Raw genomic sequence first — 13,691 nt, 5'->3', positions numbered from 1 at the left:
CATTGAGTGACATCACCGCGATCAGACGGCTTTTGGAAGTGCTGGTTCTCATCGCGCTTTTTGTCACCGCCTATTTTGCCAAAGACCTGCTGCTGCCGATCCTTCTGGGGTTTCTCCTTGCCCTGACCCTCAGCCCGCTGATCCGCGCCTTGGAAAGGCTCGGCATCGCCCCGCCCCTCGGCGCGGTGTTGCTGATCGGGGCGGCGGGGCTGTTGATCTTCATTCTGATCGGGCTTTCGGCGGGGACCATGGCGACCTGGGCCGATGATATCCCGCGCATGGGGGATGAGATTAGGCGCAAGTTGCAAGGCTGGGCGCAAACGGTCGAAGATGTGCGCTCGGCCACCGAAGAGGTGGAGAAGATCACCGAGGAAAACGGCGGCAAAGCCGAGGAAGTGGTGGTGAAACAGCCCGGGCTGCTCGACAATGCGATGAACACCGGGGCTAGGATCGGCGGCACCATCGCGGTGGCGCTGGTGCTCGCCCTGTTCCTGCTGGCCTCGGGGGATCTGTTTTACCTCAAGCTCGTTCAATCCTTCCAGACCTTCACCGGCAAGAAACGCGCATTGAAAGCCGTTTATGACGTGGAGCGCCGCGTGTCGCGCTATCTGCTGACCATCACGATCATCAACGCGGGCCTCGGCGTCTCGGTCGGGCTCTACCTCTTCGCGCTCGGGCTGCCCGTGCCCTACGTCTGGGGGCTGGCGGCCTTCCTGCTGAATTTCCTGCCCTATATCGGCGGGGTGATCGGCGCGGTGCTGGTGGGCGCCTATGCCATCGCGACCTTCGACAGCGTGGGCTATGCGATCCTCGCGCCGCTCGGTTACCAGATTCTCACCGGGTTGGAGGGGCAGTTCATCACCCCCTATCTCGTCGGGCGGCGGTTGGAGTTGAACACGGTGGCGGTGTTTCTCACCGTGGTCTTTTGGGGCTGGCTCTGGGGCATTGCCGGCGCGCTGGTCGCGGTCCCCTTCCTCGTGGTCTTCAAGGTGATCTGCGAGAATGTCACCGCGCTCAATGTGATCGGCAATTTCCTCGATAAATCCGAGCCGGATGAGAACCTCCCCGCGACGGAGGAAACCCCCGCGGAGAAGTCGGGCATCGGCTGATCAACCCGCCAGCGAGGGCAGCCAGAGCACGATCTGCGGAAAGGCCACCAGCAGACCAATGGTCACCGCATCGGCTACAAAGAAGGGCATCACGCCACGGAACACATCCTGCACGCTGAGATCCGGGCGCACGCCTGCCACCACAAAGCAGTTGAGGCCGATGGGCGGGGTGATCAGACAGAACTCCGCCATCTTCACCACCAGAATCCCGAACCAGATCGCGGCCATCGGACCCGACATGCCAAAGGCACTGTCGGCGGCCGAGACCATCTCGCCCCCGTTCAGCGCCATGACCGCCGGATAGACCACCGGCAGGGTCAAGAGCAGCATGCCGATGGCATCCATGAACATCCCCAGCACCGCATAGGCCAAGAGGATGCAGATCAGGATCAGCATGGGCGAGGTTTCGAGCGAGGAAATCCAGTCTGCAAAGGCTCCCGGGAGATCGGCAAAGCCGAGAAAGCGCACATAGATCAACACGCCCCAGATGATGGTGAAGATCATCACGGTGAGCTTGGCGGTCTCCAACAATGCGTCCTTCAACTCCGTGAGGCGCATGCCGCGAAAGACCGCCATGCAGAAGACGATAAACGCCCCCACCGCGCCGCCCTCTGTCGGGGTGCCCCAGGCATCGCCAAAGGGGTTGTAGACAAAGAAGATGATGATCACGACCACCGCCACGATCGGCAGCGCGGCGGGCAGCGAGGCAAAGCGTTCGCGCCATGTGAAACCGCCCACCGGCGGGCCGACGTTTTTCCAGATCACCGCAATGCTGACGATCAGCACCGCATAGACAATGGCGGAAAAGGCCCCGGGGATGAAGCCCGCAAGCAGCAGCTTGCCCACGTCCTGCTCCACGATGATCGCATAGATCACGAGGATCGCAGAGGGCGGGATCAGCGAGGCCAGCGTGCCGCCTGCGGCCACGACCCCGGCCGCGAATTGCTTGTTATAGCCGATCTTGAGCATTTCGGGGATCGAGATACGCGCAAAGACCGCCGCCGTCGCCACCGACGCGCCCGAGACCGCCGCGAAGCCTGCGGTGGCAAAGACGGTCGAGACCGCGAGCCCGCCCGGCACCCAGGCGATCCAGCGTTTGGCGGCCTCGAAGAGCGCCTTGGTCAGCCCCGCGTAATAGGCCAGAAAACCGATCAGGATGAAGGTCGGGATCAGTGAGAGCGTCTGGCTCGACACTTTGGAATGCGGCACCTGCCCGGCGGTCTTGATCGCCACGGTCAGCGCCCAGCCCAACTGGTCCCATTCCATGTCCTTCTTGGCCCAGAATATCCAGATCAGGCCCACGAGGCCGGCCATGGCGGCGGCAAAGGCCACCCGCATGCCCAGCACCACCATCACCATCATGCCGCCCGAGACCCAAAGGCCGATTTCAATAGGATCCATCAGTCACGTCCATCCAGATGTTCGGCCTCGGCCATTGCTTGTTCCGCCGCGGATTGCACCAGCGGCACGGCGACGGGGCGCTCCAGCCCCAGCACCAAGGCGCGCCCATAGCCCCAGATTTGCAGCACCAGCCGCAGGCAGATCACGGCAAAGGCCAGCGGCACCACCAGTTTGCTGGGCCAGATCGGCAGGCCGATGTCGATCGAACTGTCGCGGCTCCAGAGCGGTTTGGTCATGTCAAAGCTGCGGTCGAAATGCGCCCAGGCGCCCCAGGTGAGCGCCAGCATCAGCAAAAGGATCAGCACCACCGAGAGCAGTTCCGCCGCCCAAAGCGCGCGGCCCTTGAGCTGCCCGATGACGATGTCCATACGCACATGGCCGCCCATCCGCTGGGTATAGGCGATGCCCATGATCGCGATAAAGGGCATCGCGGCCTCGATCCAATCGACATAGCCCGCCAGCGGCGTGGAGAAGAACTTGCGCCCCCCCACGGACCAGACGGCCAGCACCATCAGCATGAAAACGGCAATGCCCGAGATCAGGGCAAAGATGGTTTCGAGCTTGAGCAATCCCCGGTCGAGACGGCTGAGAAGACTGCTGTCTTCCAGCACGGCAGATGAACCAGCCATGGGCGATCCCTTTCAATGAATATCTGCAGAGTGCGCAAGGGCCGCGCGAGATGTCGCACGGCCCCAAATCGCTCTGAGCGCGCGTCGATTAATTGGACGCGCGTTCTTTTTCAAGCGTTTCCATCACGAGGTCATAGAGCTCCTGACCCGGAACGCCCTGCGCTTCCATCTCTTTGATCCAGGCTTCGCGCGCCGGATCGGCGGCCTGCTCTTTGAACTTCGCGATCACGTCGTCGCTGTATTCGACCTTCTCGACGCCTTTTTCCTCAAGGATGGAATCCCATTTCTTGAGCAGCTCGGCGTAATTGGCCAGATAGTGATCCAGCGCCTCATCCACCGAACTGTCCAGCGCTTCGCGCTCTGCGTCGCTCAGCGCCTCATAGGCGTCGATATTGACCACCACCGGGCAGTTCACCGTGCCGGGGTTGAGGTTCGCGGTCCACCAATCGGCCTTGTTGATCGTGCCAAAGCTCAGATGCGCGTGCTGGGCAAAGGCCACGGTGTCGACGACACCTGATTCCATCGCGTTATAGGCTTCCGTCGCGGTGACAGAGGTCGGCACGGCGCCCACCGCCTCGAAGGCTTTGCCAAGACCGCCGGTGGCACGCACCCGCATCCCGTCGAAGTCTTCCAGCGTGGTGCGCGGCTCGCCGGTGCCGACAAGGTTGTACTGCGGCATCGGCGAGGTCATCAGCATCTTGGCGTTCCACTGCGCCATCTCTTCGGCCACGGCGGGGTGGTCATAGACCGCCTTGGACACCGCGACTTCTTCTTCAAGGTTGCTGACCCCGAGGAAGGGCAGTTCCAGCACGGTGATCGCGCGGTTCTTGTCCGGGTGGTAGCCGGCGCAGAACTGGGCCATCTCGAAAGCGCCGATGGAGATGCCGTCGAGGTTCTCGCGGTTCTTCGACAGGCCGCCATAGCTCACGTTGATGGTAAATTCGCCATCGGTCTTCTCAGAGACCAGTTCGGCAATCTTCTCAATATGTTCGGTGAAGGCGCGGCGCTTGCCCCAGACAGAGGCGTTCCATTCGGTCGCGGCAGCTTCGCCGACAAAGGCAACACTTAGCGCACAGGCGGCGGCACCGCTCAGCAGTTTATTCATCGTTCTCTCCCATATGTCCCGCCCCTTTGCGGGCGGATTGGCAAACAGGCTACCGCGCGGGGCGCGACCTGCCAACCCTGTGATGCCGCGCAAATCCATCGCCTGCAAGCAACAGCGCCGATCTTTCACCGCCAAGCGCCTGAAAAGCGGGGGAAAACATCTGGCCTGCCTGGGAAAATTGACAGGTTTTACGGCTTTCGGGAAAAACCTTTACAGACAAGCCCTTGTATTCCGGTTGCTTATTCACTTCTTTTCACGGAGCGTTATGATCCCGCCAAGGAGGACGCCGAGGGACGGCAGGCCCGGCCAGCCGCCATGGCGTGACGCGCATATTCAGGGAGGAAACACCATGTCCGACACCACCGCCAAGACCTATCCGCCATCCGCCGACATGGCCGCCCGCGCCCATGTGAACGCCGCGCGCTATGCCCAGATGTATGAGGCTTCCGTCACGGATACCGACGGGTTCTGGCGCGAACAGGCGCAGCGGATCGACTGGATCAAACCCTTCACCCAGGTCCGCGACGTCAGCTTTGATCCCGGAGCGGTCAGCATCAACTGGTTCGCGGATGGCGAATTGAACGTCAGCGCCAATTGCATCGACCGCCATCTGGAAACCCGCGGCGATCAAACCGCGATCATCTGGGAGCCGGATGACCCCAAGGACGCGGCACAGCATATCAGCTACCGCGAGCTGCACGCCAACACCTGCCGGATGGCCAACGTGCTGCGCGATCTGGGCGTGGGCAAAGGCGACCGCGTGATCATCTATATGCCGATGATCCCCGAAGCCGCCTATGCCATGCTGGCTTGCGCCCGGATCGGTGCGATCCATTCCATCGTCTTCGCCGGTTTCTCCCCCGACGCCCTTGCTGCCCGGGTGAACGGCTCCGAGGCCAAGGTCGTGATCACCGCCGACGAAGCCCCGCGCGGCGGCAAGGCGACCCCGCTCAAGGCCAATGCCGACAAGGCGCTGGCGCAATGCGACGCCAGCGTGCAATGCCTCGTGGTGCGCCGCACGGGCGGTGATGTGGCCTGGGACGATGCCCGCGACCGCGATTACAATGCGCTGGCAAAAGACGCCCCCGAGAGCTGCGAGCCGGTCGCCATGGGCGCCGAAGACCCGCTCTTCATCCTCTACACCTCCGGCTCCACCGGCCAGCCCAAGGGCGTGGTCCATACCACCGGCGGCTATATCACCTATGCCGCGCTGACCCATGAGGTGACCTTTGATTACCACGATGGCGACGTCTATTGGTGCACGGCGGATGTGGGCTGGGTCACCGGCCACAGCTATATCGTCTACGGCCCGCTGGCCAATGGCGCCACCACGCTGATGTTCGAAGGCGTGCCGACCTATCCCGATGCCAGCCGTTTCTGGCAGGTCTGCGAGAAGCATAAGGTCACCCAATTCTACACCGCCCCCACCGCGATCCGCGCGCTGATGGGACAGGGCAATGACTATGTGACCAAGAGCGATCTGTCATCGCTGCGCATCCTCGGCACCGTGGGTGAGCCGATCAACCCCGAGGCGTGGAACTGGTATCACGAGGTCGTCGGCCAAGGCCGCTGCCCGATCGTTGACACCTGGTGGCAGACCGAAACCGGCGGCCATCTGATGACCCCCCTGCCCGGCGCGCATGACATGAAACCGGGTGCGGCGATGAAACCCTTCTTCGGCATCAAGCCGGTGGTGCTCGACCCGACCTCGGGTCAGGAGATCGAGGGCAATCCCGCGGAGGGCGTGCTTTGCATCGCCGACAGTTGGCCCGGCCAGATGCGCACGATCTGGGGCGATCATGAGCGCTTCGAGAAAACCTATTTCGCCGATTTCCCGGGCTATTACTTCACCGGCGATGGCTGCAAACGCGATGCGGATGGCGACTATTGGATCACCGGCCGCGTCGATGACGTGATCAATGTCTCGGGTCACCGCATGGGCACGGCAGAGGTCGAAAGCGCGCTCGTTGCCCATGACAAAGTCGCTGAAGCGGCCGTCGTCGGCTACCCGCATGACGTCAAGGGCCAGGGCATCTATTGCTATGTCACGCTGATGTCGGGCGAAGAGCCCAGCGAAGAGCTGCGTAAAGAGCTGCGCGATTGGGTGCGGCAGGAGATTGGCCCGATCGCCTCGCCCGATCTGATCCAATGGGCCCCCGGCCTGCCGAAAACCCGCTCCGGCAAGATCATGCGGCGCATCCTGCGCAAGATCGCAGAAGACGACTATGGCGCTCTGGGCGATACTTCGACATTGGCGGACCCGACCGTGGTGGAAGAGTTGATCGACAACCGGATGAACCGCTAGCACGGCAGCATGCTGCCGGGGCGTCCAAGAGCGGACGGCCCGGCAAACGCAAGGCGGGCCTGCGCTTCCTGAATGGCCCCTTCTTTTGGGTTGAAAATGGTTGGCGGTGAGGGGCGGAACACCCCCGCTCTCCTCCCCTCACCGCCAGCCCGCATTCCCTTCTTAGAACCGGGGGAGGCCGCAGGTCATCCCGCCCCCCTATGTTCGGCGCACCCTTCCCGCCAGCGCCTCCTGCGCCGCGCGGACCTGCGCAAGGGTGCTCCAATTGCCGCGCAATCGCCGGAGCCGGCTGGACAAATCCCCGGCCACATGGCACCGCTTGACGCTATGACCGATGAACCGACCTCCTTCTCCCCCGCCGGTGGCGATGCCACCGCCCTGCGCCGCGCTTTTGGGCGTTTTGGGACCGGCGTGACCGTTGTGACCACGCAGACGCCGCGGGGGCCCTTGGGGATGACGGCGAACTCTTTCGCCTCGGTGTCGCTCGACCCGCCGCTGGTGCTCTGGTCGCCCGCGATCTCGTCAAAGCGGCACGACAGTTTCACCGCGGCCTCCTCCTTCTGCATCCATGTTCTGGGCGCGGACCAGGAAGACCTCGCGCAGCATTTCGCCACGCAGGGCCATGACTTTACCGGCTTCGACTGGACCGAAGGACCGGGCGGCGCGCCGAGCTTTGCCGGGGCCTTGGCGCAGTTTCACTGTGACACTTTCGCGGTGCATCCCGCCGGGGACCATTCGCTGATCCTCGGCCATGTGCGCCATATCACCCTGCGCGAAGACGGTACGGCGGGGTTGATGTTCGACCGGGGCCGCTACGGGCAATTCACCCCGCGCGACTAGGCGCTTCAGTGCAAGGGCGCCGCATCGGCGCCCTTGGCTTTAGTAATCCCGCTCAAAGAAGATACCGATGCTGCTTTCGCCATCGGAGCCCAGCGTCCCCTTGGCCTTGAGGCTCTCGGTGATGTCGAGGTTCAGCGAGACCTCCCCGGTGCCATCCGAGGCGGCGGTCACATCGGTATAGACGTTGTCGGTCAGATATTTGCCCAAGCGCAGCGCCGTGGCCCCGTCTTCGGTAGTGGTGACGTCAAGATCGTCGAGGCCAAAGCCCTCACGCAGATTGCCGATGATCCCATCGCCGCCGCGCCCGGCAAGCGTGGCAACCGCGCTGGCCAGTTGCAGCGCTTGGAAGGCCGAGATTTCCGAGATGTTCCGGCCAAAGAGCAGCTGCGAGAGCACTTCGTCCTGCGGTGCTGCCGGGGTCGATTCAAAGGTCACCTCCGGCTCATTCGCCGGCCCGCTGACGATCACCCGCACCTCGCCGGTATTGGTATTGGTCGAGGTGACGAAGCGGATATAGGGGATCAGGTCGCCCTGGAACTGCACCGACCCTTCGTCGAGCAGGAACCGCTTGCCCAGAATATCAAGCCGCCCGCGGATCAGCTCGAACCGCCCGACCGACAACAGCTGATTGGTTGTGCCGGTCAGCCGCAGGCTGCCGCCCAGTTCCGCATCAAGCCCCCGACCCCGAACGAAAATCCGGTTCGGCGCATTGACCAGCACATCGAGCCCAAAGCCCGGACCGCTGCTGCGCTCTGCCGGGTCCGCCCCCGCCTCGGCCCCCTCCAGCTGCGCCTTGCGCCGGGTGGCGAGCACATCCGCCGGGGCGTTGACATGGGTGATCGGCGGGATGTCCCCGATGGAGGTCAACCCGGTCGAGGGCACCTGCACATTGGTTTCGCCCACATTAATGCGCCCGGTAATCTGCGCGCCCCCGGTCAGCGGTCCTGCCAGACGCAGATCGCCATTGAGCGTGGTGGTGTAGAGGCTCGGGTCCGCAAAAACCAACCCGCGGATCGTGACATTCAGATCAGCCGGATAGCTGGGCGACAGGGTCACCGCCCCTGCCACACGCAGCTGCCCCCCATCGACCGCCTGCCCGGTGATATTGATCTGCGCGCGGTTGTTGCCAAGCTGGATATCCGCATCGATTCCCGCCAGGGCCACCCGCAGGTTGGGCGCGGTGAATGTGGCATCGCTGGCGGTGATACGCCCGCTCACCGAACTGATCGCGGGCGGCCCGTTGATCTGCAGATCAAACCGCGCCTGCCCCTGCAGGTCGCGCGGGGCGAGGAAGGGGCGGCTCAGCCCCAGGGGCGCATTCCCGGAGACGTCGAGGTTCAGCGTCCCGTCGCTGTTCACCAGCCCTTCGATGCTGGCCGTGGTGCCCGCCGGTCCCGTCGCCTCGGTGTCAATCCGCCAGGCATCCCCCGCGCGCCGGGCCGAGCCTGCGACGCTCAGGGGGCCGTTGACCTTGTCCACAATCACCCCGATGTCGGGCATGTTCACCCGAAAGTCGACCGCCGCATCGGGGCCGGTCACCAGACCTTCGATCGTGGCCTGCGCGCCATAGGGGCCGCTGGCGCTGGTGTCGATCACCACGCCCTGCTCCGTCTGGCGCAGCGTGCCACTGGCCGCGAGACGGCCGGTGACGCCGGGCGCAAAGGGGCTCACATCCGGCACCGTCAGGTCAAAGCGCAGGGAGACATCGCCCGTGGCCAGGCCCTCCACCATGGCGCGGCTGCCATTGGGGCCGCTGGCATCCACATCCACCGCGATCCCCTCTGGCGTCTGGCGCAGTTTGCCCGTCGCGGTCAGCGCTCCGGTCGCGCCGGGTGCCAAGGGGCTGACATCAGGCAGGGTGAGATCAAAGCTCAGCGCCATGTCCGGGCCGGTTGCCAGACCTTCGACAGAGGCACGGCTGCTATAAGGCCCCTCCGCCGCCACATCGACAAAGATACCCTCCGAGGTCTGCCGCACCTCACCGCTGGCCGAGAGCGGGCCATTCAATTGCGGCACCACCGGGTTCACATCGGGCAGCGAGAGGTCAAAGCGCAGCGCCATATCGGGCCCGGTGGCCAGCCCCTCTGCCGCGATGCGGCTGCCATAGGGGCCATTGGCCACCGCGTCGATGACAAAGCCCTGTTCGGTCTGCTCCAGCGATCCGCTGGCCTCAACCGCGCCGCTGACCTGCGGGACCAGAGGTTCGATCTCGGGCAACGAGAGGTCAAATGTCACATCGACCCGCGGCGTCACCAAGCCTTGGACAGACGCCTGCGCATCGAAAGGGCCGCTGGCCTCGGTGTCAATCTGCCAGCCCTGCGGGGTCTGGCGCAACGCGCCTTCGGCGGTCACCGGGCCGGTGATATCGGCCTCGGGCAGGAAATCTTCGATCCGGGGGATTTCGGCGGTAAAGTCGATCTGCGCCTCCGCGCCGGTGGCCAGCCCCGACACGGTCAGCGCCGCGTCATAGGGGCCGTCTGTCACCGCATCGACCGTCCAGCCGCGGCTGTCCTGCACGGCTGTTGCCTTCACGGCGATCGGGCCTTCGTATTGCGGCACGACCAAGCCGATGTCGGTGAGGGTGAAATCCAACTCCGCCCGGCTGTCGTCGCTGCGCAGCTCGGCAGTGCCCGAGAGATCAAGCGCCGCGTTCTCAAGATCCAGTTCGCGCAGGAAGGTGCCGTTCTCGTTGCGCAGGGCAATCATGCTCAGATTGGTGCGCCCCGCCAGCAGCGCATCCGCCTGCTCAATGCCGATTTTCAGGTCTTCCGTGATCCCGGCGAGGGCCAGATCGAACATGCCGCTCAGAGGCGTCACCGTGCCATTCAGCGCCAGCGCCGTGGCGCCGGCAAGATCGCGCCCAGCCAAGCTGGAAAAGCGCGATATATCATCGGCTTCTACGGTGACCTTCAAGTCTGTGAGCAGCCCTGTGTCGATCCCGTCGACCGTGGCCTCCCCGGTCAGCCCGTAATCTTCACCGGTCAGGGTCAGCCCGCTGATCTGCAGCGGATCGCCCTCGACAAAACGCACCTCGGCGCTGCCGGTGATCTTGTCGCCAATCGCCGCGGCGCTGGCCGGGTCGGTCAGTTCCACCCCTTCGGCAGCAAATGTCACATCGCCCAGAAACTGCCCCAGACTGCCAAGGTTGCCTTCGAGCACCCCGTCCAGGGCCAAAGTGGTCTGCGCGATCTGCACAGCGCCGGTGTCGAGCCCGGTGATGTCGAAGTTCCCGTCAAAACGGTCCCCGTCCGCGGCGTCGTAGTCAACCGCCAAGGTCACCCCTTCGACCCGCGTGCCTTCGCCCGACAGGGGCAAAAGGATCGAAGTGCCATCGGGGTTCGCAATGCGCCCCTTGATGTCGATCAGGCTGGGCCATTTCTCTTGGTTGAGCCGCAGCTTGCCGGCCAGATCGACAGCATTGGCGCTGATCGTGAAGCTGCTTACATCCACGGCCCCGGTGCTCTCCACCAGCGCGTCGAGCGCCAGACGCACATCCTCGCCAAAGAAATCGCGGTAGCGCGGCGCCAAGAGCGCCGTGATGTCACCGCCGATATCCGCCTGAATCCGCCGGTCGGGGGTGTCGCTGGCGCGCTGCGGGGTCTGGGTGCCAAGCGTCACCTGCCCGGCCAGCCGCTCCTGCCCGTCGGTGGCGATGGTCACATCGGTGGCGTAGTCATCCAGCGGGCCGCTGCCCGCGACGGTCATCTCGACCGACGGCTGCCCCGGCAGGTTCAACAGCCGCGCGGCGATGCCTTCGGGGTCTTCTTTCAGCTTCAACATCAGGTCGAGCAGACCTTCGTTGCGGTCAAAATCCGCCTGAATGTCAAAAACGCCCATCTTGCCGTCGGTGCGACGGGCCTGAAAATCGACAATGCCCACGCTGTCGGTCAGGCGGGCATTGGCCTCGATCGACAGCTGTGCCGCCTCGCCCAGAATCGGCTCGCCGAGATTGATCTCCCCCACCGAGAAATCCGCAATCTCCACCGAGACCGGCAGGTCCGGCAGGGCAAAGGGTTTCGCCTCGGCCTCCGGCAGCGCGGTCTCCTCACTGACCGGCAGCCGCTCCACATCAAGACGGCGGGCGGTGAGGCTTTCGACCTCAAGCCGACCGCGCAGCAGGGCCGAGCGGTTCCAGTCCAGCACAACATCTTCCAGCGTCAGCCAGATGCCATCGTCATCCGCGATGGTCATCCGGTCAAAGGACGCCTCCGAACTCAGCGCGCCCCGGAACCCGTCGATACTGACCGCCCGCCCGGCGCCGCTCAGCGCGTCCTGGATGGTGCGGGTCAGAAAGCCCTTGTCGTCATCCTGGGCCAGGGCCGGCATAAGGCTGGCGAGCCAGACGAGGGCGATGGAGAGAAACTGGAAAAAATGCCGCATTAGAAAGACTGCCCGATCCCGATATAGACTTGGAAATCATCGTCCACCTCGGGCCCCGAGGTGGGCACGGCGACATCGACCCGGATCGGGCCGATCCCCGTGGCATAGCGCAGCCCAAGCCCGGCACCTGAGTGCCAAGTGCCTGAACCATCGTAAAATTCTTCGGACCCGATATAGCCCGCATCGGCAAAGCCCACGACGCCGATCTTCTCGGTGACGCTGACCCGCGCCTCGGCAGACAGGCCGACGAAACTGCGCCCGCCCACGGTGTCGCCGCTCGGGAGGTCAACCCCAAGCGATTGATAAGGCTGCCCGCGCACGGTCCCGCCGCCGCCCGAGTAGAACAGGTAATCGGCGGGGGCCTGGTCAAGGTCCGGCCCCGCCAGCGCGCCCAACTGCCCGCGGAAGGCGAGGGTGACGGGCCGTTCCGTCCCAAAGGTGCGATAATAGCGCGTGTCAAAAAGCGTCCGCAGCCCGCTTTGCGAGCCAGAGATCGCGGCAAAGGGGGTCAGGCTGGCTTTGGCGTAATAGCCTTCCTTGGCGTCGAGGTCTTTGTCGCGATAGTCAAACTCGGCGCTCAGCGGCAGGGTCAGCAGGGTGTAGGTTTGGGTGCCAAAGGCATCGCGGGTCTCTGCCGCGCGAATCCCCACCCCGGCCGTATAGCGCCGCTGCTGGTTGGCAATGCGGGTGATACCGGCTTCCAGATCCAGCTGGCGGGAGAAAAAGTTCACCTCGTCGAGCTGCTCCAGCTTGGCCAGCGCATAGAAATCCGTGTCGGGGTTGAATGTCGCGGGCCGCTCGAAACGCGCGGCCAAACGGTAATCCTCACCGCCCGAATTGCCCCCGATGCCTTCGATCTCGGCCGAAAGCCGCAGCCGCTCCGCGCCGCCCATCAGGTTGCGGTGCAGCCAAAAGGTGCTCAGCCGCAACCCTTCGAGAGAGGAAAGCTCCGCGCCAAAGCCAAGCCGGCGCTTGGGCGCCTCCACCACCCGCGCGGTGATCGGCAGGGTGGCACCTGGGCCAATGTCATCCGCTTCGGTCAGCGCCACCGCGTCAAAGGCACCGGTTCGGCGCAGGCGTTCGGTGGCCAATTCCAGCTCTTCGGGGTCGAAAACCTCCCCCACCGGCAGCCCGGCAATCTCGCGCAGCCGCGCGGTGCGCACATCTTCGTTGCCCGTGATCGCCAGCGCGCCAAAGCGCAGCCGCGGTCCGGGCGCCAGCCGCAGATCGGCATTGATCTGACGCGCTTCATGACGCGCCACCAAATCCTGCTCGGCCAGTTCCGCCTTGGCATGGCCCACCGCCCGCCAACCGGCGATGCCGCTGGACACGGTTTCTTTCAGCACCCCAAGACTTGCGGTCTGCCCGGTGGCAAAACCGTCCGGCAGTTCGGTTTCCGGCGCCAGCGGCGCAATGCGGGCGCGGCCAAAGCGGAATTTCGGCCCCGGATCGACAGAGATCACCGCCCGGTCCACCTGCCGCGGCGGCCGCACCGGCGGAATCGCGGCGGCATCAACCCCATCGAGCGTGATTTTCAGCGTGGGACCAAAGTAGCCATTGTCATAAAGCACCGCCAAAAGCCGCGCGTAATCGGCCTGCGCGGCGGCCACCAATTCCTGCGGCGTGGCCGGCTCGGCATCCGCATCGGTTTGTTCGGCCAGCAAGGAACCGCCGCGCAGATTGTCGTAAAGCTCCGTGTCCTCCGACACGCCGGTGATGCTCAACTGCGCCGCCGCGCCCAAACCGGTGGTGCCCATAAGAAGGCCAATCGCGAGAGATAGTGCCGATCTGTGGTTCCCTGCTCGCGTCACGCGCTGCCCTCCTGATTAGCCACCCTGCCCCCGTCGCCGCGGTTCGCAAGGTCTATGCTTCCGTTAAACGGCATCGCCGCCCGGCCTGCAAACACTCTGCGGTCACAGAGA

General features: G+C 64.4%; 8 protein-coding genes. 3 read left to right on the top strand and 5 right to left on the bottom strand.

Translation table 11 applies throughout. The features are described 5' to 3' along the window. Positions 1 to 2 precede the first annotated feature (2 nt). Complete coding sequence (locus AB4M76_RS07485; protein ID WP_368441164.1) at positions 3 to 1,109, top strand: AI-2E family transporter; 1,107 nt, start codon at positions 3 to 5, stop codon at positions 1,107 to 1,109. Here AB4M76_RS07485 and AB4M76_RS07480 read toward each other — a convergent pair whose 3' ends face one another. The 3 genes from AB4M76_RS07480 to AB4M76_RS07470 all read right to left on the bottom strand — a co-directional run bounded on the left by AB4M76_RS07480 (position 1,110) and on the right by AB4M76_RS07470 (position 4,244). After that, positions 1,110 to 2,510 carry a TRAP transporter large permease gene (locus AB4M76_RS07480; RefSeq protein WP_368441163.1) on the bottom strand — a complete coding sequence of 467 codons (1,401 nt, stop codon included), beginning with the start codon at positions 2,508 to 2,510 and terminating at the stop codon, positions 1,110 to 1,112. After that, a complete protein-coding gene (locus AB4M76_RS07475) occupies positions 2,510 to 3,139 on the bottom strand; it encodes a TRAP transporter small permease subunit (protein ID WP_368441162.1) in 630 nt (209 codons plus the stop codon). Before AB4M76_RS07475 ends, AB4M76_RS07480 begins: the two co-directional genes overlap by 1 nt. Before the next feature lie 88 nt (positions 3,140 to 3,227). Continuing rightward, positions 3,228 to 4,244 carry a C4-dicarboxylate TRAP transporter substrate-binding protein gene (locus AB4M76_RS07470; RefSeq protein ID WP_368441161.1) on the bottom strand — a complete coding sequence of 339 codons (1,017 nt, stop codon included), beginning with the start codon at positions 4,242 to 4,244 and terminating at the stop codon, positions 3,228 to 3,230. Positions 4,245 to 4,593: 349 nt separating this feature from the next. Here AB4M76_RS07470 and acs point away from each other — a divergent pair, with 349 nt between their 5' ends. Further along, entirely contained in the window at positions 4,594 to 6,549 is a 1,956-nt protein-coding gene (acs, locus tag AB4M76_RS07465; protein ID WP_368441160.1) for an acetate--CoA ligase, read from the top strand. A 327-nt stretch (positions 6,550 to 6,876) separates the two neighbouring features. Continuing rightward, the gene (locus tag AB4M76_RS07460; RefSeq protein WP_368441159.1) at positions 6,877 to 7,389 is read left to right on the top strand and encodes a flavin reductase family protein; all 513 of its coding nucleotides are present in this window, start codon (positions 6,877 to 6,879) and stop codon (positions 7,387 to 7,389) included. Between the two features lie 39 nt (positions 7,390 to 7,428). On the opposite strand, the gene AB4M76_RS07455 is transcribed toward AB4M76_RS07460, so the two are convergent. Together AB4M76_RS07455 and AB4M76_RS07450 are read right to left on the bottom strand one after the other, a co-directional pair. Then, positions 7,429 to 11,769, bottom strand: a complete 4,341-nt coding sequence (locus tag AB4M76_RS07455; protein WP_368441158.1) for a translocation/assembly module TamB domain-containing protein — start codon at positions 11,767 to 11,769, stop codon at positions 7,429 to 7,431. Further along, positions 11,769 to 13,526, bottom strand: coding sequence for an autotransporter assembly complex family protein (locus tag AB4M76_RS07450; protein ID WP_368441157.1), 1,758 nt, complete (start codon positions 13,524 to 13,526; stop codon positions 11,769 to 11,771). The genes AB4M76_RS07455 and AB4M76_RS07450 overlap by 1 nt, the downstream gene beginning before the upstream one ends. Positions 13,527 to 13,691: the final 165 nt, after the last annotated feature.

The organism is Sulfitobacter sp. PS-8MA, assembly GCF_040933935.1.
GTDB lineage: Bacteria > Pseudomonadota > Alphaproteobacteria > Rhodobacterales > Rhodobacteraceae > Sulfitobacter.
The sequence above is the reverse complement of the archived record's forward strand: the minus strand, read 5'-3'. Positions and strand labels throughout refer to the sequence as shown.